The sequence below is a fragment of the Micromonospora sp. NPDC053740 genome (genome assembly GCF_040677775.1).
GTDB lineage: Bacteria > Actinomycetota > Actinomycetes > Mycobacteriales > Micromonosporaceae > Micromonospora > Micromonospora alfalfae.
The window spans coordinates 154458-177108 of the sequence record NZ_JBFASO010000014.1 but is presented as its reverse complement, the minus strand read 5'-3'; the positions used below and the strand labels follow the sequence as shown (position 1 = coordinate 177108).

The following is a 22651-nucleotide window of genomic DNA, read 5'->3' as shown; positions in this document are numbered from 1 at the left end:
TCACCACTCGCCGGTTTAAGAGTTCTTCTCATGTACGAATCGGAAATGTCATAACTTGACCAGGTGAGCAACCGACCCCTTGCTGCCGCTGGTCGACTCGTCCCTCTCCTCCGCGCCGGACTGATCGCCGGAATCGTGATCGCCGCCGCCGCCTATCCACTGGTCGCCCTCACCGGGCTCGGCGCGAAGGCCACCGCGCACGCCGTGGACCAGAAGACCCGGGTGCTGAAGACCGCCCTGCCCGCCGAGACCTCGTACGTCTACGGCCCGGACGGCAAGACCGTGCTGACCATGTTCTACGAGGAGTACCGGCAGTACACCAAGCTGTCGGACATGTCGCCGAACATCCAGCAGGCGATCGTCGCCGCCGAGGACTCCCGCTTCTACCAGCACCACGGCGTCGACCCGAAGGGCGTGGCCCGGGCCTTCGTCTCCAACGCCCGCTCCGGCGGCTCCCAGGGCGCCTCGACGCTGACCATGCAGTACGTCCGGATGGCCCTGCGGGACAGCGCGACCACGCCCAAGGAGGTCCAGGAAGCCACCCAGCAGACCAGCCTGCGCAAGGTCAAGGAGATGCGGATGGCGCTGGACCTGGAGAAGGAGATCAGCAAGGAACAGATCATGGAGCGCTACCTGAACTCGGCGTACTTCGGGCACCGGGCGTACGGCATCTACGCCGCCAGCGAGATCTTCTTCTCCAAGACCCCGAAGGACCTCACCCCGGTCGAGGCCGCCACCCTCGCCGGACTGGTCAAGTCCCCCTCGGAGTACGACCCGGCCGACTCCGACCAGAAGGAGGCCACCGGGCGGCGCAACTACGTGCTGGACCGGATGAGCCAACTCGGCTATCTCTCCCCCGACTCGGCCGCCGCCGCCAAGTCCGAACCGATCCGGCTCAAGCTGACCACCCCACCGCACGACTGCGCCGCAGTGGCGGAAAAGTACAACAGCTGGGGCTTCGCCTGCGACTACCTGAAGAACTGGTGGAGCGCGCAGCCCGCGTTCGGGGCGAACCGGCTGGAACGGATGGACAACCTGCGCCGGGGCGGCTACCGCATCGTGCTCAGCCTCGACCCGAAGATCCAGGAGGCCGCGGAGAAGAGCGTGGGCGCCAAGGAGGCCACCGGCAGCCCGTTCGCCAACGGCATCGTGGTGTCCGAGCCGGGCACCGGGCGGGTGAAGGCCATGGCGGTGAACCGGACATACTCGCTGGACCTGGCCGAGAACCCGCAGAGCTCCAACCCGGAGGCCGGGCCGAAGGTGAAGGCCAACTACCCGAACACCGTGGCACCACTGCTCGGCGGCGGTGACCTGGCCGGCTACCAGGCCGGGTCGACGTTCAAGATGTTCCCGATGCTGGCCGCGCTGGACTCGGGGATGACCCTCTCCACCTCGTTCAACGCCCCATACCGCTACCGCTCCGAGGTCTACGACGGCTGGGCGCCCTCCAACGCCAGCGGCGCCATGACCGGTCAGCAGACCATGTGGTCCGGCTTCGGCAAATCGGTGAACACGTACTTCGTCTGGCTGGAGGAGAAGGTCGGCGCGGACCGGGCGGTCCGGTTGGCCGAACAGCTCGGGCTGCGGTGGCGCACCGACGTCGACCGGGACCACGCCTCCCCGGACAAGGCGAAGAAGTGGGGTGCCTTCACCCTGGGCGTCTCTGACGCCACCCCACTGGAGATGGCGAACGCGTACGCCGCCATCGCCGCCGACGGGCGCTACTGCGAGTCCATCCCCGTACAAGCGATCATGAACCGGGACGGCACGCCCGCCACCTACGCCACCCCGGGCGGCCTGCACCGTGAGGTGGCCAAGCCACGCTGCCGGCAGGTGGTGAGCGCGGACGCAGCACGGGCGGCCACCGACGCGGCCCGCTGCCCGACCGGAGACACCCCGGCGCGCGGCAGCTGCGGCGGCTGGTCCACCGCCGACAGCGTGCGGGGCACCGTCGGACGCCCGGTGGCCGGCAAGACCGGTACGACCGACAGCACCCGGTCGGCCTGGTTCGTGGGCTACACCCCGGAGTTGGCAGCGGCGAGCTTCATCTCCGACCCGGACAACCCGTTCAACGCTGTCGGTGACGGGCAGTCCCAGATCCCGATCAAGGCGGTTTCGGAGACCCTGCGCGACGGCCTGAAAGGCACCCCGACCCGCCAGTTCACCCCACCGTCGGACGCCATCGTCGGCTGACCGGCGCAGGGCTCAGCGCAGGTCGGCCGCGACGAACGACCACAGCTCCAGATCCACCCGGCCGCCACTGACGAACCCGGCGTTGCGCAGCAGACCCTCGTAGCTGAACCCGGCCTTCTCGGCGACCCTGCGCGAGGCCAGGTTGCCGGGAGCCACCCGCAACTCGACCCGCTGGAAGCCGTGCTCCAGGATCAGCGCGATGGCCACCGCGTCGACCGCCTCGGCGGCGAAGCCGAAGCCCCGCGCGTGCGCCGCCATCGCGTAGGAGATCTCGGTGAGGCGGGCGCCCCAGTCGGTGCGCCGGGTCCACAGCGAGCCCACCACCTGGTCGTCCTCCCGCCGGAGCACCGCGTAGTGGTCACCCTCCCCACTGTCGCGCCGCTGCCGGGCCAGATCGGTGCACCAGGCCAGCCCGTCGATCGGGCCGGAGTCGTCGGGCAGCGGCAGCCACCGCCGGGTCAGCTTGTCGGCGAAGATCTCCCCGGCCGCCGCCGCGTCAGCCGCCGTGAGCTGACGCACCTCGGTACGCGGAGTGGAGACGGTCAACGCCGGGAATCGGCGCACCGCCACCTGACCGATCACACCGACACCTCGCCCGACTGCGCGGGCACCACCTCGCTCGTCGGGTCGGCCGCCGCGGCGGCGACCAACCGAGCCGCCGTCTCCGGATGGCTCGCCCAGTGCAGTGTGAGCTGCGAGGCGTGCACGTTGCGCCAGACGAAGCCCTCCGGCGCGCCGCCGTCCCAGCTCCAGGCCGGGCGCTGACCGGCGCGGGGAGTGAGCACCGCACGGTGTGCCTTGTGCCCGACCAGCACCGTGCCGGTGGCGGCGACCACGCTGTCGGTCTGGGCGGTCGCCTCCCGGTAGCCGGCCACCACACCGTCGCGGCTGACGCCGACAGCGTCCAGGACACCGCACATCGGCAGCCCGTCCAACTCCCGGGCCAGCCAGAGCAACCCGGCGCCCTCGGCGATCACCGGACGCCCGGTCCGCGCCAACTCGGCCACCGCGATGCAGAGCCGCCGGTTGGCAGACAACTGCTCGGCGTATGCCTCGGGCAGCGCGCCGCCGACGACCAGCGCGCGGGTGCCGACCGGCAGCGCCTCGTCGCGCAGCGGGTCGACGACGACGACCTCGGCGCCGGCGGCCCGGAGCAACTCGGTGGTCTCCGGGTGGCTGAAGCTGCCGCCCGGCCCACCGGCCACCGCCACCAGTGGGCGGTTCGCCGGGGGTGTGAACGTGCCGAGGGCCTCCTCGGGAGACCAGGCCGGCGTCGGCAGCGGCGGGGCGGAGCGGGCCAGCCCGAGCAGCCGTTCCAGGTCGACAGTGGCAGCGACGGCCTCGCCCAGCCGGCGGACCGCACGGACGGCGTCGGCCGAGTCGTCGACCACCGGCGCCACCCCGTGGCGCCGCGACGGCAGCACAGCTGGCAAATCCTGTCGACGCAGCGCGCCGTAGACCGGCACCCCCACGTCGTCCAGCGCCTCGCGCAGCATCCCCTCGTGCCGCGACGACGCCACCCGGTTGAGGATCACCCCGCCGAGCCACAACTGCTCGTCGTACGAGCGGAAACCGTGCACCAGGGCCGCCACCGACTGACCCATCGCGGCCACGTCGACAACGAGCACCACAGGGCTGCGCAGCGCGGCGGCCGCAGCGGCGGTGGACTCCTGCTCGGGGCGGCCACCGACCGAGTCGTACAACCCCATGCTGCCCTGCACCACTGCCAGCCCGGCACCGGCGGCACCGTGCGCCACCAGCGGGGCGAGCCGGTCGAGGCCGACCAGTCGGGGGTCGATCACCCGACCCGGCCGACCGGAGGCGAGACCGAGGTAGGCGGCGTCGACGTGGTCCGGCCCGAGCTTGAACCCGGCGACGTCGACCCCTCGCTCGGCCAGGGCGGCGAGCAGCCCGATCGCCAGCGCGTTCTTACCGTGCCCGGAGGACGGCGCGCTGAGCACCAGGCGCGGCACGACGGTCATCATCGACTCCTCGCGAGCGGCGGCGGGTACGCGACGGGACGACCAAGGCCGATCCGTCGGCGTGACGATACCCGCCCGGCTCAAGGCGCGAGCACCGCCAACCGGGGTGGGCGACCCGGCCCTGGCAGCGCCCCGGAGCATCCGCCCGGCCCGGTCCGGCCCGGTCCAGGTCAGTGGCGCCGGTCATACGAGTAGCCTCGGTCCCGTGTACCGGTTCCTGCTGAGCCCACGCTGGCTGGGCGCCCTCGCGCTGACCCTGGTCGCGGCCGCCGTCATGGTGTTCCTCGGCAACTGGCAGCTGGACCGCTACCGGGGGCGCACCGAGGTCAACGAACGGATCGACGCGGGCCAGCGGATGGCTCCCGTGCCGATCGCCGACGCGCTGCGCGCCCCCACCGGCGGCGGGGGGACGGCCGGTCCGGCCCCCGCCGAGGACAAGGTCTGGACCCGGGTCACAGTCACCGGCCGGTACGACCCCACGAACACAGTGCTGGTCCGTGGCCGGACGGTGGACAGCCGGGTCGGTTTCGAGGTGCTCACCCCGCTGGTGCTCGCCGACGGCACGGCGCTGCTGGTGGACCGGGGCTGGATCCCGCCGGCACCCGGTGGGGCGACCGCTAAGCCGTCGGTCCCGGCCGCGCCGACCGGCGACGTGACTGTGGTCGGCCGGGTGCATGAGACCGAGAGCGGCGCCGGCGCGGTGACCCGACGCGACGGGCTGTTGGAGATCCGGCGGATCGGGGTGTCGCGGCTGGCCGGCGAGCTTCCCTACCCGGTCTACGGTGCGTATCTGCTGCTCGACGAACAGACCCCGGCAGCAGATCCGGTGTTCAAGGCGGTCCCGGTCGGGCACGCCAACAACTGGCAGAACTTCGGCTACGTCGTGCAGTGGTGGCTGTTCGCGGTGATGGCCCTCTTCGGTTACGGCTGGGTGGCCCGTCGGGAGGCCCGCCGGGCCGCCGGCATCGGCACCACCCCGGCTCCCCTGGACCGGGCCGCCGAGCCGACGCCGACCGCTTCCGCCTGACCCCGCCCGGTCAGCCGGTCACGCGGCCGGCGTGGATGGCGCGGACCGCGTCGATGGTGTCCGCCTCCGCTGCGGACTTGTCGTCGCGATAGCGCACCACCCGGGCGAACCGCAGCGCCATCCCACCGGGATAGCGCGAACTCGTCTGCACCCCGTCGAAGGCGATCTCCACCACCTGCTCGGGCCGGACCCGGACCACCCAGTCGCCGCGTTCCACGGCGAGGCCGAGGAACCGTTCGGTCTGCCACCGCAGCAGCTCGTCGGTGAGCCCCTTGAACGTCTTGCCGAGCATCACGAAGTCACCGGTGCGCGCGTCACGCGCACCCAGGTGCAGGTTGGACAGCCAGCCCTTGCGTCGGCCGCTGCCCCACTCGACGGCGAGCACCACCAGGTCGAGGGTGTGCCGCGGTTTCACCTTGACCCAGGCGGCACCGCGCCGGCCGGCGTCGTAGGGGGCGTCCGGCGCCTTGACCACCACGCCCTCCTGCCCGGCGTCGAGCGCTGCGGCGAACGCGGCGGCGGCCTGCTCCGGGCCGTCGACCTCCATCCGACCGACAAGCAGCGACGAATCCACCGAACCGGCGAGGGCGGCCCACCGCTCCCGGCCGGGGCTGTCGATCAGATCCTGGCCGTCGAGGTGCAGCAGGTCGAAGAAGTACGGGGTGAGCACCGTCGCGCCGGTGCTGGCAGCCGCCGCGAGCACCGCCGGAGCGACAGGTGTGCGCCCGGTGGTGCTGGGGGTGGTGCGTCGGGCGGCCCGGCTCGACGTCTGCTGGAATGGCAGTGGGCGACCGGTCTCGTCCAGGCCGATGGCCTCGCCGTCGAGGACCAACTCCCGGCCCGGCAGGGCACGGACCGCGGCGACCACCTCGGGCACCCGGGTGGTGATCTCGTCGAGGCTGCGGGTGAACACGGCGATGTCGGTGCCGGAGCGGTGCACCTGGATGCGGATGCCGTCGAGCTTCACGTCGACCACCGCCGGCGTGCCGGTAGCGGCCAGCGCCTCGTCGACCGAGGGGGCGCTCTGCGCGAGCATCGGCGCCAGCGGGCGGCCGACCTGGAGACCGAACCCGGCCAACTCGGCGGCCCCTCCGGCCAGCGCGGCCACCGCCACGGCCCGGAGATCACCGGCGAGCAGCAGCGCCCGGCGGACCGCCGCCACCGGCACCTCGGCGGCCCGGGCCACCGCGTCCGCGAGGAGACCGGCCTGGGCGCCCTGCCGTAGCTCGCCACTGAACAGGCCGGTGAGCAGCCGCTGCTCGTCGGCCGTCGCCGCCGCGTAGAGGGCGCCGAGCAACGCCCGACGCCGAGCCTGTGAACCCGAGCCGTGCACCGCGGCGATCTGCGCGATCGCCGCGTCAACGGCGGCCACCGTCAACGTCGGCTCGGCGGCCGGTGGCGGCAGGTCACGCAGGCTCGCGTAGCCGACCCCGGTCTGCCGTTGGCGCAGCTCACCGGCGAGATAGCCGGCACCGGGCTCGACCTCGCCGGGGTCGAGCCGACGCAGCGCGTCAGCGAGCAGCTCCACCTTGGCCCGTCGGCCGCTGGTGGCGCCGACGGCGGCGGAGGTGGCTGCCAGATCGAGGAACCGCACGCAGCTCATCCTGCCAGTCACCTCCGACACCGCCCGGGCGGTGTCGGCAGGGTGCCGCCCACTCACGCGGACGACGGTTCAGGCGGAGACGGGTTCCTCGATGCGCAGACCTCGGGCGCGGACCTCGCCGGCGACCCGGGAGAGCACCGAGTCGAGGGCGACCAGTGCGGCGGAGAGCTCACCGAGCTGTTCGTTGAGCGTGTCCTCGGACCACGCGGAGACATCGACATCTCCCAGCGCGCTGACAGCGGCCCCCAACCGGGCCATCACCTCGTTCGTACTCATGTACGAAAGGCTATAACAGCTGACCATCCGACACGCCGTAAACTCCCAGATCAGGCCCAAAGTTGCCGTTCTGACACCTAACTGCTCACCGCCGCCACGTTGCGCAGAAGCAGCGCCTCGGCGAGGCAGACCCTGGCGAACTCACCAAGGTGCAGGCTCTCGTTCGGGCCGTGCGCACGGGCGTGCGGGTCCTCCACGCCGGTCACCAGGATCGCCGCCTTCGGGAACATCTCCTGGAAGGTGGCGATGAACGGAATCGAACCGCCGATGCCGACGTCCACCGGGTCGGTGCCGTCCCAGGCGGTCCGGAAGGCCGAACGGGCGGCGTCGAACATCGGCCCGGACGTGTCGATCACGCACGGGTCACCGTCGTGTTCGACGGTGACAGTCACCTGCGCGCCCCACGGCGCGTGCTGCTCCAGGTGCGCACGCACCGCCGCGTACGCCCGCTTGGGGTCGTCGCCCGGAGCGAGGCGGATGCTGAGCTTCGCCTTCGCGGCCGGAACCAGGGCGTTCGGCGCCTCGCCGGTGGACGGCGCGTCGACACCGAGAATGGCCAGCGCTGGCTTGGTCCAGAGTCGGTCGGTGATCCGGCCGGTGCCGATGAGCTGCACGCCGTCGGCGAGCCCGGCCTCGGCCCGGAATCGGTCCTCCGGATAGTCGACCGTGGCGCCCTCCCGGCCGACCAGGCCGTCCACCGCCACGTCACCGGCGTCGTCGTGCAGCGTCGCCAACAGCCTGACCAGCGCGGTGAGCGCGTCCGGCACGGCGCCGCCGAACATGCCGCTGTGCACCGCGTGGTCCAGCGTGCGCACCTCGACGAAGCAGTTGACGATGCCCCGCAGCGAGGTGGTCAACGCCGGTACGCCGATGTCCCAGTTGGCGGAGTCGGCGATCACGATGACGTCAGAGGTGATCTCGTCGCGGTGCTCGACCAGCAGTTGCTCCAGCGAGTCGGAGCCATACTCCTCCTCGCCCTCGATGAAGAGGACCACGCCGACCGGCAGCGCGTCACCGTACGCGCGCAGCGCCGCCACGTGCGCCATGACGCCGGCCTTGTCGTCGGCCGCGCCCCGGGCGTAGAGCCGGCCGTCGCGTTCCACCGGCTCGAACGGGTCGGACTCCCACAGCGACCGGTCGCCGACCGGCTGGACGTCGTGGTGGGCGTAGAGCAGCACGGTGGGCGCGCCGGGCGGGGCGGCCCGACGGCCGATCACCGCCGGCTGGCCGCCGGATCGCACGATGTCGACGTCCAGGCCACAGCCGCGCAGCAGCTCGGCGACCGCCTCGGCCGAGCGCTCCACGTGCGAGTGGTCGAAGCCCTCGAAGGCGATGCCGGGGATGCGGACGAGGCGCTCCAGGTCGGCCCGGACGCCGGGCATCTCCCGCTCGACGGCGGCCCGCACCTCGGACTCGGACATGATCGGTGAGGTCATGACCGGCATCGTATGCCGGCCTTACCGGGGCGTGTCGGCGGAGCCCGTGCCGTCACCGCTGTCAGTGGGGCCGGTGCCGGCCCGCGCGCCCGGGGCGGCCCGCCCGGCGCGGTGTGCGCGGCCCGCCGCCTCGGTGGCGGCGTCCATCCAGGAACGGGCCCGACCGGCGGTGCCGCCCACCCACTCGCCGACGTCACTCGCGCCGTCGCCGAGGCGGCGCAGCAACCCGACCAGCGGGTCGGTCGACCGGCTGAACTCCTCCCGGTACGACTCGGCAGCCGCCTTGATCTCCTCCGACACGCTTGTCGAGCTGTCATCCTCGCGGCGCGGATAGTCCCCCGCCAGCACCCGCCCGTACTCCCCGGAGTCGATCCACTGGCGCAGCGACGCCGCCCGCGCAACCGGCACCGGGTGGGTGCTCCACGCTGTCATCCGGATCTTGTGCAGGCTGTCGCGCAGGTCGCCGCCACCGGCGTACTCGGCGGCCTGCTCCAGGAAGGCGGTGGTGTCGACCTGGGACAGGTCACCGCCGCCGGCGAGCTTCATCAGCAGCCGCAGCGCGGCGCCCGGGTCCTGCCCGGCGAGCAGGCCGGCCCGGTCGGCGGAGAGTTCCGCCTTGCGCCACCACTCCAGCATTGCCGCGATGATGGCGCGCAGCGCGATCGCGCCGACCGGCAACCAGCTCAGGTTGGCCGCCCACCGGGTGAGAATCATGAGCATGGTCTTGTAGACCGCGTGCCCGCTGCCCACGTGCCCCAACTCGTGGCCGAGCAGGCAGCGCAGCTCATCCTCGTCGAGTTGCTGCACGCAGGCGGAGTTCAGCACGATGAACGGCCGCTCCAGCCCGACCGCCTCGGCGCCCAACCAGGGCGACTGCGTCACGTACAGCTCGGGCAGTTCGGCCACGTCGAGCGCCGCCGCGGCCTCGGTGTAGCGCTGCCACACCGCCGGGTACTGCCTGTGGTCGACCCGGATGCCGGAGGCCAGCACGGACAGCCGGAAACCCCGCTCGTTCCACATCCCGAAGAACGCCCGCAGCACGTCGTCGAAACCGCGCAGTTCCCGCAGCGCGACCAGGGCACCCCGGTCGGCCGGATGCTCCCAGGCCCGCGAGCTGATGCCGGTGAGGGTGATCCGACGCCGCGCTGGCGCGTCCGCTGCCGTCATTGTGGCTCCCCGTTCGCCGTAGCTCTCCGCATCGTGCCGCAGTCGGTGGCCCACGTCCATGCCCCGCTCATCGGAGCCGCACGTAGTACCGATCCGCGTCGTACGGCAGTGTCGGCGCGCCATCCACCACCAGGTCGGCGTGGACAGCTGTCTCGTCGACGGCGAAGTGCGCCCGCTCCCCGTCATGCCAGCGGCGCAGCTCGGGCAGGATCTCCGGGCCGTCCCGGGCGACAGCGCGAGCCAGCCGCAGCGACGCGGGCGCGGTGACGAACACGGCCAGCGTCAGCTCCGGCCGGACGACCGCCCGGGCGGCGCTGACCCCCTCGACCACCAGCACCGGAGCCACCGGCACCGGAACCGGCCGGGGCAGGAAGCACCGCCGGACCCAGCTGTACCGCCGGTAGGCGCCCGGCTCTCCGTTACGCAGCGGGCCGAGCACCCCCTCGTCGAGCCGGGGCCAGAAGGTGACCTGGTCGTCCCACCCGTCGAGCAGGTCGTCGGTGTGCACCACCGGCGGTCGGCCGCCGAGCGGCCCCGTCAGGACATCCGCGAGCTGCGCGGCGAACCGGCTCTTACCAGCGCCACTCGGCCCGTCGACAGCGACGAGCCGGGTCCGCCCCAACCGCGCCGGGCCCGCGAGCACCCGACGAGCCAGTTCGGCGTACGCCTCGACGACCGCCACCGTCGGTCCGACAGTTCCCGGGTTCAGCGCAGCCTCCCGTGGTGCATGACCGAAGTATGCCGCCACCGCTGGTGGGCAGGGTGATCGACTCAGGTTCGTCGACGCCCCTGTCGGCGGGACCACAGTTGTCTGCGACCGTGTCGATCATGCCGATTGGTGGGCCGGAGTTGGTCAGCCTGACACGTCCGGCTGACCGCCCCGGCCGGCCACCGTCACGTCCGGGGGAATTGGGGCGGCGACGGGTGACGGGCGGCCCGTTCGCCGCCCGGGGTGCCAGCGAATCGGCATGATCGGGTGGTGCTCCGAGACGTGATGAGCCCCGGTATAGACGCCCTACTCGAACAGGCCCGCGCCGGGCTGCACCGACTGACTCCGCAGCAGACCGTCGAGGCGGTCCGCGGCGGCGCGTTGCTGGTCGACACCCGTACCGAACTGCAGCGCCGCGAACAGGGCGACCTGCCCGGCGCGGTCGTCATCGACCGGACCGTACTCGAGTGGCGCCTCGATCCGGCCAGCGCCTGGCGGATCCCGGAAGCCAACGGGTACGACCGGGAGATCATCCTGGTGTGCCGACAGGGCTACAGCTCCAGCCTGGCCGCAGCCAGCCTGCAGACCCTCGGGCTGCGCCGGGCCACCGACATGATCGGCGGCGTGGACGCCTGGCTCGCCGCCGGCCTGCCCACCACCGACCGTCCCGCCGACATCCGCCCCTGACTCCTCCCGACCTCGCCCCGCAGGTTCCGCTCCGGGGCGGTTGGTCTGCGCAAGATCGTGCTCGAACCAGGAAACAGGCCTCTCCTCGCGCGGACAAGGCCCCTGAAACAAGGATCGAGCACGATCATGCGAAAGCGGTGGCCCCGGCGGACCCCAACAGACGGCCCAACAGGCGGCCCGACAGGCGGCCCAACAGGCGCGCGGTAAAGAGCACCCTCGCTGCCCGTGGCGCGGCCTCCGCACCACGCTCCGCATGGGACGGTGGACCGGCCAAGAGGGTCAGGTCGGGGCGCCGGGTGGGATGAAGGGGAGGTCGGCGGGTGGACCGGCTTCGATGAGACGCCAGAGGGCATCGGTGTCCAGGTGTTCCTCGACCAGGTCGCCGAGCAGGTCGAGTGAGCGTTCCCGGGCGGCGGCGAAGCTGGTGGCCGGTGCCACCCGGAACCCACTGCGACCGGCCAGGCGAGCCGCCTCGGTGAGGAACCACCGGCGGAACTCGTCGGACTCGAACGCCCCGTGCCAGTGCGTGCCGTGCACCACGCCGAGCACGGCACCCTCTCCGACACCGTCATCGCTGGTCAGCAACGGGGTCAGGTTCGGGTCGGCCTGTGAGACGTACCCGTGGTGGATCTCGTAGCCCCGCACCGGGAGGCCACCGTGGCCGGTGCCCACCGACTGGCGGACGGTCTTGCGCGGGTCGAAGGTGATGTCCATGGGCAGCAGACCGAGCCCCGGCACGCTGCCCTGCCGGCTCTCCACCGGATCGTGGATGGCGCGGCCGAGCATCTGGAAGCCGCCGCAGAGGCCGAGCAGGGGCTTGCCGGCCGCCACATGGGTGGCTACCGCGTCGGCGAGACCCGTTTCGCGCAGCCATCCGAGGTCGGCGACCGTGGATTTGGAGCCGGGTAGGACGACCAGGTCGGCGGCGGCCAGTTCGGCTGGTTCGATGGTGAGGCGTACCCGGACGCCCGGCTCGGTGGCGAGCGCCTCCACGTCGGTGGCGTTGCTGATCCGGGGTAGGCGGACGACCGCCACGTCCAGCCATTCACTGCCGTGCGGGGCGGCGGGCCGGCCGAGCACCCGACCGTAGGCGAGCGAGTCCTCCGCGTCGAGCCACAGGTCCAGTGCCCAGGGCAGCACCCCGTACGTGGGGCGGCCGGTGACCTGACGCAGCATGTCCAGACCCGGCTGGAGCAGCCCGAGGTCGCCCCGGAACTTGTTGATCACGAATCCGGCGATCAGCGCCTGGTCGGCCGGGTCGAGCAGGGCCACGGTGCCGAACATCGAGGCGAAGACACCACCCCGGTCGATGTCGCCGACGACGATGGTGGGCAGGTTGGCGTGCCGGGCCAACCCCATGTTGACGTAGTCAACGGCCCGAAGGTTGATCTCCGCAGGGCTGCCGGCACCCTCGCAGATCACCACGTCGTACGTCTCGCGTAGCTCGGCCAGTGCGGCGTACGCCGTCTCGGCGAGCCGGGGACGTAGCTGCCGGAAGGTGCCAGCGGTGATGGTGTCGACCGCCTCGCCCAGCAGCACCACCTGACTGGCCAGGTCGCTGCCCGGCTTGAGCAGCACCGGGTTGAACCGCAGGTCGGGTGCGATCCCGCACGCCGCGGCCTGCATGGCCTGGGCGCGCCCGATCTCGCCGCCGCGCCCGTCCGGCCCGACGACCACGGCCGAGTTGTTCGACATGTTCTGCGCCTTGTACGGCGCCACCTTCACGCCCTGCCGGTGCAGCCAACGACAGATGCCGGCGGTGAGCACGCTCTTGCCGGCATCGGACGTCGTACCGGCCACCAGCAGCCCGCCGCTCACCTCCCACTCCCCCGCCGCACCCCGACGCCCTCGGCCACCCCGGCAGCCCTGCCCATACCGACGCCCCGCAGCCCATGCTCACCGGCACTGCCCAGCCGCAGGGCCCCGGCCACGCCGCCCAGCCCGCGCCCGCCGGCCGCACCTGCCGGCCCTCGCCGGCCCACGGCACCGATCAGCGCACGCCTGCTCACCGCGCCAACCAGCCGGCCGAGTGTCACGGGGTACGCGGCGGCCAACCCGACGGCGGCCAACCCCACCGCGCCGGAGATCCGGGCCGCCCGCTTCAGGTGCCGCGCCTCCGGGCGGGGACCGTCGCCGAGGAACGGCCGCACCTCGGAGCGCCCGAAGTAGACGTTGCGACCACCGAGGCGGACCCCGAGCGCACCGGCCATCGCCGCCTCGCACTGACCGGCGTTGGGGCTCGGGTGGTCGTTGCGGTCCCGCCGCCACACCTGCCAGGCGCGCCGCCGGTCCCCGTGCGCGACCGGCGCGACGGCGATGGTGAGCAGCCCGGTCAGCCGGGACGGCACGAGGTTGAGCGCGTCGTCCAGCCGAGCGGCCGGCGTGCCGAACCGCGCGTAGCGCGTCGACCGGTGCCCGACCATCGCGTCGAGCGTGTTCGCCGCGCGGTAGCCCAGCAGCCCGGGCAGACCAGCGACCGCACCCCAGAGCAGCGGTGCGACCACCGCGTCGGAGGTGTTCTCCGCGACCGACTCGACTGTGGCACGGGCCAGCTCCGACTCGCCCAACGTCGACGGGTCCCGCCCGCAGAGGTGACCGAGGCGCCGCCGGGCAGCGGGCAGGTCGCCGTCACGCAGCGTACGACCCATGACGGTCGCCTCGTGCCGTAGCGTGCGGCCACCCAGCACGGCCCACGTGCCGGCCGCCACCAGCACCGCCCGGGTCACCGGCCGGTGCCGGGTAGCCACCGCGGCGGCCGCCCCGAGCAACACCGGCCCGCCCACGGCCAGCGCGGTGAATGCCGTGCCCGCCGTTCGGTCCGGGCGGTAGAGGCGGCGCTCCAGCGCGCCCGCTGCCTGCCCGAAACCGGCCACCGGGTGCCACCGGCGGGGGTCGCCGAGCGCCCTGTCCAGCGCATACCCGGCCAGCAGCCCCACCGCGTTCGCCATCGGCGCTGTCCGTCGCACCCGCACCACCTCCGGCCGGCCAGCCTAGACGAGCACGCCGTGAACCAGCCCAATCCACTGTCGCGCACCAGCAACGAGAATCCGTGGAGTGGACAGGTAGGCCAACCTGCTGACGCCCGTCACGCGGGGTGACGACGCTTGCCGCGCCGCCACCCCGCCCCCGTCGTGCCGCACCGCACCGCACCGCACCGGGCGGTGCCGGGCCGGGCGGTGCCGGGCCGGGCGGTGCCGGGCCGGGCGGTGCCGCTTCACCGCAGCACCCGTCGCCGAGGCGGTGCCTCGGCCGGGCTCGACCGTCGCTGGTTGGGCGGCGGTCGAGCCGGCCAGTCAGGCTGGTTGCGGGATCCGGCCCCGACCACGCCGCCCTCGACCGGGCTGCGCCGGCTGCGGCTGCCCCTCGTCGGGCACCGGCCCCAACTCGATGTCCAGGTCACCGTCGGCGTTGTCGTCGTCCGCCTCGGGCGGAGGGGCCAACTCGTCGTCGAGCTCCGGCGGAACGTCGGCCTGCCCGCTGCTCGCGAGCGCTCTGCCGTCACCGAGAACCTCGCCGCTCGGGGAGCTGTCGTCGTCCGCCGGGACGTTGCCGAACGGGCTTGTGCGCAGCTCCGCGTAATCGGGCAGCTCGAAGTCGTCGTCCAGCGGACCGTCGTCGGGCAGCACTGGCGCCTGCCCGGCCGGCACCGGCTCGGTGGGCTCGCCGTGCACCCGGCTTTCGGCCTCCGCGTCCTCCACGGTGCTGGTCGCCATGCTCGGCCGGTTGCGCAGGAAGCGGGCGCGACCCCGGGACAGGTCATGGCCGACGGCGACCGCCTCCAACTCGTAGAGCGTGCGGTGGTTACCGCCGTCGTCGGTCCAGTCGCGGGTGTAGAGCCGCCCGCAGACCACCACCGGATCGCCCACCATGACGGAGGCGGCCACCCCCTCGGCGAGCTTGCGCCAACAGTTGACGCGGACGCGGAGCGAATTGCCGTCAACCCACCGGCCGCTGTCCCGATCGAGTCGGCGGGCGGTGGAGGCGACCTTGAAGTTGGCCACCAGAGTGTTGCTCTGGGTCGTACGCCGCCACTCGGGCGTAGTCAGCACATTGCCGACGATTGTCACGTAAGTGTCGAACATCGTCCCTCCAGGGGGATCGGGGCCTGCCAGCGCGAGTCGACTCGACTCCGAGCATCGACACTGAGGACGCACTTCGTGAGCACCCATCCCCGACCTGTGGATGACGAACCGACCTGTGGACAAAGCCCTGATCAAGCCCAGATGTGGTACGCCCGACCCACCCGACCCGCCGTCCACGGTTTCCCAGGCCGCCCGAACTGGGTAAGGACTTGATCAACGCACCACCGACAGCTCCACGTCGACGAGAGGTCAGCGCCATGATGATCACTACCATCGGCTCCGCGAACGCTTCCGAGGCGCAGCGATGAGCGCCGTGGCGAACCCGGCCACAGTGGCTGAGTGCCTGCGGGTGGGCGCCGGGTTCTCGCAGGGCGACCGCAACTGGATCGCCGAGCAGTTCGGCACCCTCGACGCCCGGCTCGCCAGCTTCCACGCCGACGCCACCGAGCTGGAGGTGTCGGTGAAGGACCGGGAGGCGCGTGGTCAGAAGGTCACCCTGGAGTGCTGGATCGCCGGCCGGCAGAAGATCGTCACCACCTCCGCCGAGGAGGACCTGCACGCCGCGCTCAATGACGTCCGTGACGACCTGCGCCGGCGGCTCAACGACGCCAAGACCCGCCAGGAGCCCCGGCACAACAAGCACCTGCGCGACCTCCCCCAGCCGCAGTTGGAGGCCGACGAGTCGGACAACCCGGCCCCCCGCGCCGACGCGGAAACGGCCTGACCCACGCCCCATCCCCGCGATCTTGCACTTTCGGCTCCCCATCGGCGGCTATTGCCCCTATTTGTCGGGACAGGAAGTGCAAGATCGCGGGGGTGAGTGGGGCGGGTGAGGCCGGTGGGGCGGGCGGCGGCGTGGGCTACCGCTCGGTAGGTTGGCGGCGTAGCGTCGCGTTCGTGGAACCGGACGTGTTGGGGCCGCCGTACGAGCGGCAGACGATCGACCTGGGCACCGACGACGAAGGCCCCGTTGTCGCGACACTGGTCCGGCGGCGGGCCGAGCGCCCCACCGGGCGCGCCGTGCTCTACGTGCACGGCTTCGTCGACTACTTCTTCCAGACCCATCTGGCCGACTTCTTCGCCGAGCGAGGCTGGGACTTCTACGCGCTCGACCTGCGCAAATACGGTCGCAGTCTGCTCCCGGGTCAGACCCCGAACTTCTGCCGCGACATCAGCGACTACTTCCCCGAGCTGGACGCCGCCGCCGAGATCATCCGCAAGGACGACGGGCACGACACCCTGCTGACGATGGGCCACTCCACCGGCGGCCTGATCATCTCGCTCTGGGCACATGCCCGCCGCGACACCGACACCGTCGATGGCCTGGTGCTCAACAGCCCCTTCTTCGACCTGAACGCCCCCTGGGCGGTCCGCCGACCCCTCGCGGCCGCCGCGTCCCGGCTGGGCCGCAGGGCGCCGCACCGCATCCTCCCGTTCGGGTTGGGCACTGTGTACGGCGAGAGCCTCCACTCCGACCACCGCGGTGAGTGGACCTACGACCTGGCGTGGAAGCCGCTGGCCGGGTTCCCGGTCCGGGCCGGCTGGCTGAACGCGATCCGCACCGGGCAACGCCGGCTCCGCGCCGGGCTGGACATCCAGGTGCCGGTGCTGCTGGCCTGCTCGACCCGCTCCTTCCGTGGCACCAAGTGGCACGACAACGCGACACTGGCCGACGCCGTGCTGGACGTCGAGCACATGATCCGCTACGCGCCCCGCCTCGGCCGCCACGTCACGGTGGCCCGCTTCGACGGCGGGTTGCACGACCTCACGCTCTCCGGTCCCGCCGTACGGACAAAGGTCTTCGACGAGGTGGGCCGCTGGGCCGAGGCGTTCCTCGCCGCCGGCCCCACCGCCCCGGCCGACGCGCAGACCGCCGACACGGCCGGGGCAGCGACGCCCACCGGCTGACCTGGCCGGGCGGCGCGCGGTTCAGACGTCGCCTGGCGTTGCCGGGAGGACGGCACGGATCCGGTCGAAGGTCGCCACCGGGTGCGCGCCGACACCAGGTAGGACCAGGCCCAGGCAGTACGGGGCGACCTCACCGGTGGGCTCAGCCTGGACGATGAAGACCGGCGCGCCGACGTACCCCGGCGGCAGCTCGGTGGTGATCAGCACGGCGTCCCCGTCGCGGACCACCCGCTCGATCGCGACCTCCAACGGCCGCGACCCGTCTTCGCGTACCCCATGGGCCAGCACGAAAGCGGAACTGGCGTCGGCGCCGAGGCGTGCGATGACCTCGGGCCCGGCGGCGATCCCCGCCGGCACCGGCTGGACGCGCCAGCGCCAGCCGCCGTCGCCGGCGTACCGGTGCAGGCCGGCGGTCGGCAACACCGCGACCCCGTCGGCCGCGAAACGGGCCCAACCGGGCACGATCTCGGCCTCGGAAATGACGGCCGGGGCCACCCCCGCCGGCTCGGTGACGCTCGCCCGCAGGCCCAACTCACCACCCGAACCGCCCACCAGGTCGGCAGCCGTCAGCAGCGACTCCCCCACCGGGTCGTCGCCGCCCTGGAAGAAGAACGCGGTACCGAAGTCGCCCGAGGACCGGTACGGCAGGATGGCGCGACCGACGACCTGGCACAGCTCGTAGGCGACGTCGCTCTCGGCGTCGGAATCCAGCAACACCAGCCAAAGGTACGGTCCGAGGCGAGGCCGGTCCGCGGTAACCCGGATGCCCGCCACGAGGCGGACGTGAGACTCTGCTCGGCAACGTGGACGCGGGCACCCTTTTCGCCGTCGGGCAGTGGGACGGCGGTACCCTCTGGGCGCGACATCCACGCCACACGCGCCCGTAGCTCAGCGGATAGAGCAGGGGACTTCTAATCCCAAGGCCGCAGGTTCGAATCCTGCCGGGCGCACCCACTTCGCCGCAGGTCAGCGGGTTTCCGCTCCCGGTCGAGACGATCACCATGGCCTCCGGACAGCGATTCGTACGGCCAAGTCAGCCGAGGTCGGCCGTCGCCCGGATCTTGTGCCGGGTCCGGTCGATGTGGTCCGGGCCCACCGGCGGACCGACCTTGGACGGGAAGACCGGGCCGTGATCCTGCCACCGCTCCCCCACCGCCGGCGTGATGCCACCAGCGCCGCCCCTGGCGGTGAGCCATGGTCGGAAGTACCAGAACGCGTCGCCGCTACAGAGGCCGTCCATGGGTGGAGCTGGAAGTCTGCGATGTGATCAGGAGAGACGAGGCTGAGCCGGTACGCCAACCAGTCGTTTAGCCGCAGCCGTTACATCCCTTGTGGAGAGGTTTGAGTGGCCGTCCCGCGGCGGTCCTGCTCATTGCGCAGTCTTTGGACGTGCATCGCCTCTTGCTCTTCCGGCCACTGACGGTAGTATCTCCGTGTTTTTGCTTGCAACGGGGAGGAATACCACATGCGATGGAAGTTTCCGGCTGGCGCCCTATTGGCGCTGGCCTTTTTGATTCCGGCTACGCCGGCGGTGGCTCAAATCGAGTCGCCCGGGCTCAACGAGGCCTGTCAAACGGTCGAGCGCAAGGTGTACAAGGACATTCGCGAGCTTGTCACCATCGACCTGGATACCGCCACTGATCAGGAGATTCGGGTGTTGACCGCCCAGATCCTGGCTGCGGCGAACGCCGACTCGTTGCCCGTTCTGCCGGACGCCATTCAGGAGGCGCTGAAGGGGACTCCGGACGAGCTCCGCGCATTCCTCAAGACGGGCGTACAGAAAGCCTGGTCAACCGCTCTGCGGATCACTGTGGTTCGAACGTTGACTGACGCTGGCACCAACGTGGAGGCGGCAGCGCAGAAGGTGCTCGGCGAGGCTACAGTCGATGCCTACCTGGCTTACCTGAACGACGGTTTGTACACCGCCCGTGAGCTTGACTGCGCGTCGCAGCCCACACCGACGCCGACGTCTCAGCCCACACCGAGCGCGACGCCCAGCGCCACGGCGACCGCCGCACCGACTCCCACCGTCTCCGCCAGCCCGGGCGCCCCCGGCGACAGCGAGGATGGCAAGGGCGGTGGGCTGCCCGTGACCGGTGCCGGCACCACGACCGTGGCCGGCATTGGCGCTGTGCTCCTGCTCCTCGGCGGCGCGAGCTACCTGATCGGACGCCGACGCCGTTCCCGCTTCGTGGCGTAGCTCACCTGACGCGCCCGGCTCGATGCGTTGTCGAGCCGGGCGCGTCAACGCCGTACGTGGCCGTCGCGGGCGTAGCGGGGTCGCGCTGGGCGGACGCGCTAGCGGAAGTTCGGCGGACCTGCCCGCCTCGCGAGCAGTCGCTGCACTGATAGCGTCGAGCAGTGTCGATGTTCCGCAGCCCTCAGGTGATCCTCTTCAGCGAGGACGTCTCCCGCGCCGCCGAGTTCTACGCCGGTCTCGGTTTCACTGAGACTTTCCGGGTGCCGGCCGAGGGCGAGCCGATCCACATCGACCTCACGCTCGACCGCTACAAGATCGGCATCGCCTCGGTGGCCTCCACCCGCGACGATCACGGGCTCGACCCCGTACCCCAGGGGCAACGAGCCGCGGTGATCCTCTGGACGGACGACACCGCCGCCGCGTACGCCGAACTCACGGCGAACGGCGCCCCCGCTCTGGCCGCACCCCACCGGTGGCTCGATCGTCTGCTGATCGCCTGGACCGCCGACCCGGACGGCAACCCCGTTCAGATCGTCCAACAGCTCTGACGATCGCTCCTGCGGGGGCATCGCACGGCAGCTGCCACGCACCCAACCCGATCTGCGCTCAAGCCCGCCTCGTTCTCGAAGGGCAGCGGGAGGGACCATATGGGCGCTCGGCTTCACCTGGCGGGCAGGCCCGAGCGGAGGGTGTGCTCAGCCCTGCTGATGGCGCTCATTGCGCCGAAGGGCCTCTTCGAGTTGGTCCTCAAGAATGATGATCCGGCAGGCCGAGGTCATGTCGGTGCCCTGGTCGCACATCTCCCGGGCCCTCGCGGCAAGGCGCAGTTGGTAGCGGGAGTAGCGACGATGCCCTCCACTGGAGCGCTGCGGGTCGATCAGCTTCGCATCGCCGAGTCGGCGTAGAAAATCCTGCGAGCAACCGAGGATCTCGGCAGCACGGCCCATCGTGTAGGCGGGGTAGTCCTCATCGTCGAGCATGTCGTCGGGTTGAGCCATCGAACCTCCATCACGAGGGCCCCGGCGCTCGGAAGCGCCGGGGCCCAAGGGTTGTGGGTCAGGAACACCATCTACCGACAGAACGTCGGCTTGTCTTATCCGCACCGGCCGTCAGGGACGGCTTCGGGTGCGAGGATCGCATAAGCGTGACCGGAGACCACCTCTCGTTCGAGGAAAACTGCGGTGTCCGCGCCCAGCCCACGAATGCGACTGGCAGCGGGCGATCCAACGGTGTAATGCCCTCCCTTGCCTCTGTTTCTTCTGCCGTACTCCGTGCTGTCCGTCGGTGTCCGAGCCCCACGCGACTTCATGGCCTGAACACGTACGACGAACTTCCTTCACCTCGGGTGCGGCCCTGAACGAGCGTCGGCCCCACCCGCTGTCACACGCCTTGCTACGTACCAGACAACTACGGCAAATGTCTGCCGCCGAGCTGAGCAGGCCCTACAGGTTCCGGGGCCCCGCTCCTTCGCCCTCGTGCGGGGCGGCAACGTCAGCGTCTTTGTTTACTCTGTTCTCGACCCCAGGAACGTTAGCCGACACCCACGCGAATGTCTAGCGCTTCGCTCATAGATTTTCTCCGAGGACGGAGGTAGTCCTGCCGGTGCGAAGGGCTGCGGTGCTCCCCTGGACCGACCACACCGCCCGCCTGGACGGCCGACCCGGACCCAGATCGGATCAACAGCTCTGATGACGGTGCCGCAGCGGGGCACCTACGTCAGCGACAGGTGGGCGCGTCACGAGGTTGATCCGGGCAGGCTGGGCACAAAGTGCCCGGCAGGTGTCTACGGGCTGGCCGGCCTGCGGCGTTAATAGGGCGTGACGTTCGAGGAGTACGCGTTCGCTCGCACTTCGGCGCTGGTGCGGCTCGCCCGGTTGCTGACCGGTGACGAGCACCGAGCCGAGGATCTGGTTCAGGATGTCCTCGCGCGGGCGTACGCCCGGTGGGGGCGCATCTCGCGGACGGATCGTCCTGATGCCTATGTCCGGCGCATGCTCGTCAACACCCACAACTCGTGGTGGCGGCGGCTCAGCAGCCGGGAGATCTCGGTTGCCGCGGTGCTCGATCAGGCGGGCGAGGTGGACGAGGCCGCCGGGGTCGCCGAGCGCGACGCGCTGTGGCGGTTGGTCTGTGCTCTGCCGGCGCGTCAGCGCACCGTGATCGTCCTGCGCTACTACGAGGATCTGGACGACACGTCGATCGCCGAGATTCTCGCCTGTTCGACCGGGACGGTACGCACACACGCGAGGCGGGCCCTGGCGGCGCTGCGTCAGCGACAGGTTGCAGCAACCCACGCATGGCAGGAGAGCTCAGATGTTCGGTGACCTCGATGAGCAGCTCGCCACCGCGCTCAAGCATCGAGCGGGCGGCGACATCGATCCGACGCCGATCGTGCAACAGGCACGGCATCGCGGGCGGCGGTTGCGCCTGCGGCGACGGGGACTGATCGCCGGCGGTGTGGCAGCGGCGTGTGCCGCTCTCACCTCGGTGGTTCTGGTGATCCCGGGCGGCGGGACCAGCGATGATCCGCCAGTGCCGCCCGCGGCGCTGATGCTGCCGGAGGCACGGAGCGATGGGACCGTACGCCCCGAGGAGGTCGGTGCGGATCCCGCGACTGTGCACTTCTCCACCGACGCCCTGGTGAGCGATGCCGATTTCGTGTCGTGGCGCACCGGGCGCGGCATCGAGAGCGTCGAGTTTCGGGGCCCGCGCGGTCAGGCTCGTTTCGTGTTGGCGCGTACCGAGGTGTTGCTGGACGGGCTTCAGCAGACGTTGTCCTCGCAGGGGCGACCGCAGGGACGGACCGAGGTACGGGTCGGCGACCGGTCGGGGGTCGCCTGGTTCGATCCGTCCGGTGACGGGAAGTTGTGGTTCGTCCGCTGGCAACCCGTCGACGGGCTCTGGGCCCAGGTGGACACGTACGCGACCACCAGCGACGAGGCGGCCGGCACAGCCGGCCGGGTCCGGTTCGACGGTGCCCACCGCTGCGTCGTGCCGTTCCGCCTGGAGTCGCTGCCGCCCGACGGACGGCTGCTGGAGTGCTCGGTCACGCTCGGCCGGTCTGTGCGGGACTTTTTCGTCGAGGGCTCTCTGGTTGTCGGTGACGCATCCGGCCGGTGGCTGACCGTTCGGGCCCAACCCGCCCCGGCCGGCGACGACGCCCGCCGCGGGGATCTTGTCGCCGGGCCCTACCGGGCCCGCCGGCAAGGCAGTGACGTGCTGGAGATGGTGGTCGAGCCCTGCCACGTCGAGGCGTTCCGCAGGGGTTGGGGGAACGGTTACACCGAGGCGGAGGGCTTGGCGATCCTCGGCGGGTACCAGCCGGCCCGCGATCTCGACCGCCCAGACACCTGGTGAGGCCACCGCGTGGCGGAAGGGTGG

Annotated in this window: 21 protein-coding genes, 1 tRNA gene and 1 pseudogene; 10 read left to right on the top strand and 13 right to left on the bottom strand. The window is 71.6% G+C overall.

Annotated elements, in window-relative coordinates; genetic code table 11:
* Positions 1-63: 63 nt before the first annotated feature.
* Positions 64-2193 carry a transglycosylase domain-containing protein gene (locus AB0K35_RS30995; protein ID WP_238669071.1) on the top strand — a complete coding sequence of 710 codons (2130 nt, stop codon included), beginning with the start codon at positions 64-66 and terminating at the stop codon, positions 2191-2193.
* Positions 2194-2205: 12 nt separating this feature from the next.
* Here the strand turns inward: AB0K35_RS30995 and AB0K35_RS30990 are convergent, their stop codons facing one another.
* Together AB0K35_RS30990 and AB0K35_RS30985 are read right to left on the bottom strand one after the other, a co-directional pair.
* Entirely contained in the window at positions 2206-2775 is a 570-nt protein-coding gene (locus AB0K35_RS30990) for a GNAT family protein (RefSeq protein WP_091405515.1), read from the bottom strand.
* Positions 2772-4175, bottom strand: a complete 1404-nt coding sequence (locus AB0K35_RS30985; RefSeq protein ID WP_238669072.1) for a cobyrinate a,c-diamide synthase — start codon at positions 4173-4175, stop codon at positions 2772-2774. Before AB0K35_RS30985 ends, AB0K35_RS30990 begins: the two co-directional genes overlap by 4 nt.
* 205 nt (positions 4176-4380) lie before the next feature.
* On the opposite strand from AB0K35_RS30985, the gene AB0K35_RS30980 reads away from it, so the two are divergent.
* Positions 4381-5202 carry an SURF1 family protein gene (locus tag AB0K35_RS30980; protein ID WP_238669073.1) on the top strand — a complete coding sequence of 274 codons (822 nt, stop codon included), beginning with the start codon at positions 4381-4383 and terminating at the stop codon, positions 5200-5202.
* Positions 5203-5212: 10 nt separating this feature from the next.
* Here the strand turns inward: AB0K35_RS30980 and AB0K35_RS30975 are convergent, their stop codons facing one another.
* The 5 genes from AB0K35_RS30975 to AB0K35_RS30955 form a co-directional block, all read right to left on the bottom strand.
* Positions 5213-6805, bottom strand: coding sequence for an ATP-dependent DNA ligase (locus AB0K35_RS30975; protein WP_238669074.1), 1593 nt, complete (start codon positions 6803-6805; stop codon positions 5213-5215).
* Between the two features lie 69 nt (positions 6806-6874).
* Positions 6875-7081 (bottom strand): hypothetical protein, encoded by a 207-nt coding sequence (locus AB0K35_RS30970; protein WP_030333429.1) that lies wholly within the window; start codon positions 7079-7081, stop codon positions 6875-6877.
* 77 nt (positions 7082-7158) lie between these two features.
* Positions 7159-8502: a dipeptidase gene (locus AB0K35_RS30965; RefSeq protein WP_363889971.1), complete on the bottom strand. Its 1344-nt coding sequence runs from the start codon at positions 8500-8502 to the stop codon at positions 7159-7161.
* 36 nt (positions 8503-8538) lie between these two features.
* Positions 8539-9684 (bottom strand): M48 family metallopeptidase, encoded by a 1146-nt coding sequence (locus AB0K35_RS30960; protein ID WP_363889884.1) that lies wholly within the window; start codon positions 9682-9684, stop codon positions 8539-8541.
* A 67-nt stretch (positions 9685-9751) separates the two neighbouring features.
* The gene (locus AB0K35_RS30955; protein WP_363889968.1) at positions 9752-10393 is read right to left on the bottom strand and encodes a hypothetical protein; all 642 of its coding nucleotides are present in this window, start codon (positions 10391-10393) and stop codon (positions 9752-9754) included.
* Between the two features lie 285 nt (positions 10394-10678).
* Between AB0K35_RS30955 and AB0K35_RS30950 the strand changes: the two genes are divergently transcribed.
* On the top strand, positions 10679-11080 hold the full coding sequence (locus tag AB0K35_RS30950) for a rhodanese-like domain-containing protein (protein WP_363889965.1): 402 nt from the start codon (positions 10679-10681) through the stop codon (positions 11078-11080).
* A 279-nt stretch (positions 11081-11359) separates the two neighbouring features.
* On the opposite strand, the gene AB0K35_RS30945 is transcribed toward AB0K35_RS30950, so the two are convergent.
* The 3 genes and pseudogenes from AB0K35_RS30945 to AB0K35_RS30935 all read right to left on the bottom strand — a co-directional run bounded on the left by AB0K35_RS30945 (position 11360) and on the right by AB0K35_RS30935 (position 15162).
* A complete protein-coding gene (locus AB0K35_RS30945) occupies positions 11360-12898 on the bottom strand; it encodes a cobyric acid synthase (protein WP_363889883.1) in 1539 nt (512 codons plus the stop codon).
* Positions 12899-13089: 191 nt separating this feature from the next.
* Positions 13090-14028, bottom strand: a pseudogene (locus AB0K35_RS30940) (cobalamin biosynthesis protein); the annotation flags it as partial.
* Positions 14029-14373: 345 nt separating this feature from the next.
* A complete protein-coding gene (locus AB0K35_RS30935) occupies positions 14374-15162 on the bottom strand; it encodes a single-stranded DNA-binding protein (protein WP_363889881.1) in 789 nt (262 codons plus the stop codon).
* A gap of 304 nt (positions 15163-15466) precedes the next feature.
* On the opposite strand from AB0K35_RS30935, the gene AB0K35_RS30930 reads away from it, so the two are divergent.
* Together AB0K35_RS30930 and AB0K35_RS30925 are read left to right on the top strand one after the other, a co-directional pair.
* A complete protein-coding gene (locus tag AB0K35_RS30930) occupies positions 15467-15886 on the top strand; it encodes an HPF/RaiA family ribosome-associated protein (RefSeq protein ID WP_238670420.1) in 420 nt (139 codons plus the stop codon).
* A gap of 173 nt (positions 15887-16059) precedes the next feature.
* Entirely contained in the window at positions 16060-17070 is a 1011-nt protein-coding gene (locus AB0K35_RS30925; RefSeq protein ID WP_238670577.1) for an alpha/beta hydrolase, read from the top strand.
* 21 nt (positions 17071-17091) lie between these two features.
* Here AB0K35_RS30925 and AB0K35_RS30920 read toward each other — a convergent pair whose 3' ends face one another.
* Positions 17092-17787, bottom strand: coding sequence for a hypothetical protein (locus AB0K35_RS30920; RefSeq protein ID WP_238670421.1), 696 nt, complete (start codon positions 17785-17787; stop codon positions 17092-17094).
* A gap of 160 nt (positions 17788-17947) precedes the next feature.
* On the opposite strand from AB0K35_RS30920, the gene AB0K35_RS30915 reads away from it, so the two are divergent.
* Positions 17948-18020, top strand: a tRNA-Arg gene (locus AB0K35_RS30915).
* An 83-nt stretch (positions 18021-18103) separates the two neighbouring features.
* Here AB0K35_RS30915 and AB0K35_RS30910 read toward each other — a convergent pair.
* Positions 18104-18310 (bottom strand): hypothetical protein, encoded by a 207-nt coding sequence (locus AB0K35_RS30910; protein WP_363889878.1) that lies wholly within the window; start codon positions 18308-18310, stop codon positions 18104-18106.
* Between the two features lie 225 nt (positions 18311-18535).
* Between AB0K35_RS30910 and AB0K35_RS30905 the strand changes: the two genes are divergently transcribed.
* On the top strand, positions 18536-19270 hold the full coding sequence (locus AB0K35_RS30905) for an ALF repeat-containing protein (RefSeq protein WP_238670423.1): 735 nt from the start codon (positions 18536-18538) through the stop codon (positions 19268-19270).
* 167 nt (positions 19271-19437) lie between these two features.
* Complete coding sequence (locus AB0K35_RS30900) at positions 19438-19818, top strand: VOC family protein (RefSeq protein WP_238670578.1); 381 nt, start codon at positions 19438-19440, stop codon at positions 19816-19818.
* 147 nt (positions 19819-19965) lie between these two features.
* Here AB0K35_RS30900 and AB0K35_RS30895 read toward each other — a convergent pair whose 3' ends face one another.
* Positions 19966-20268, bottom strand: coding sequence for a MerR family transcriptional regulator (locus AB0K35_RS30895; protein WP_238670424.1), 303 nt, complete (start codon positions 20266-20268; stop codon positions 19966-19968).
* An 819-nt stretch (positions 20269-21087) separates the two neighbouring features.
* On the opposite strand from AB0K35_RS30895, the gene AB0K35_RS30890 reads away from it, so the two are divergent.
* On the top strand, positions 21088-21594 hold the full coding sequence (locus tag AB0K35_RS30890; protein WP_238670425.1) for a SigE family RNA polymerase sigma factor: 507 nt from the start codon (positions 21088-21090) through the stop codon (positions 21592-21594).
* Positions 21584-22627, top strand: coding sequence for a hypothetical protein (locus AB0K35_RS30885; RefSeq protein WP_363889872.1), 1044 nt, complete (start codon positions 21584-21586; stop codon positions 22625-22627). Before AB0K35_RS30890 ends, AB0K35_RS30885 begins: the two co-directional genes overlap by 11 nt.
* Positions 22628-22651: the final 24 nt, after the last annotated feature.

Excerpts from the sequence above, each read along its gene's own strand:
- AB0K35_RS30885 (WP_363889872.1), top strand. The coding sequence starts at position 21,584 with ATGTTCGGTGACCTCGATGAGCAGCTCGCCACCGCGCTCAAGCATCGA.
- AB0K35_RS30895 (WP_238670424.1), bottom strand. The coding sequence starts at position 20,268 with ATGGCTCAACCCGACGACATGCTCGACGATGAGGACTACCCCGCCTAC.
- AB0K35_RS30960 (WP_363889884.1), bottom strand. The coding sequence starts at position 9,684 with ATGACGGCAGCGGACGCGCCAGCGCGGCGTCGGATCACCCTCACCGGC.
- AB0K35_RS30910 (WP_363889878.1), bottom strand. The coding sequence starts at position 18,310 with ATGGACGGCCTCTGTAGCGGCGACGCGTTCTGGTACTTCCGACCATGG.
- AB0K35_RS30985 (WP_238669072.1), bottom strand. The coding sequence starts at position 4,175 with ATGACCGTCGTGCCGCGCCTGGTGCTCAGCGCGCCGTCCTCCGGGCAC.
- AB0K35_RS30900 (WP_238670578.1), top strand. The coding sequence starts at position 19,438 with ATGTTCCGCAGCCCTCAGGTGATCCTCTTCAGCGAGGACGTCTCCCGC.
- AB0K35_RS30930 (WP_238670420.1), top strand. The coding sequence starts at position 15,467 with ATGAGCGCCGTGGCGAACCCGGCCACAGTGGCTGAGTGCCTGCGGGTG.
- AB0K35_RS30970 (WP_030333429.1), bottom strand. The coding sequence starts at position 7,081 with ATGAGTACGAACGAGGTGATGGCCCGGTTGGGGGCCGCTGTCAGCGCG.
- AB0K35_RS30975 (WP_238669074.1), bottom strand. The coding sequence starts at position 6,805 with ATGAGCTGCGTGCGGTTCCTCGATCTGGCAGCCACCTCCGCCGCCGTC.
- AB0K35_RS30965 (WP_363889971.1), bottom strand. The coding sequence starts at position 8,502 with ATGTCCGAGTCCGAGGTGCGGGCCGCCGTCGAGCGGGAGATGCCCGGC.
- AB0K35_RS30905 (WP_238670423.1), top strand. The coding sequence starts at position 18,536 with ATGCGATGGAAGTTTCCGGCTGGCGCCCTATTGGCGCTGGCCTTTTTG.
- AB0K35_RS30950 (WP_363889965.1), top strand. The coding sequence starts at position 10,679 with ATGAGCCCCGGTATAGACGCCCTACTCGAACAGGCCCGCGCCGGGCTG.
- AB0K35_RS30935 (WP_363889881.1), bottom strand. The coding sequence starts at position 15,162 with ATGTTCGACACTTACGTGACAATCGTCGGCAATGTGCTGACTACGCCC.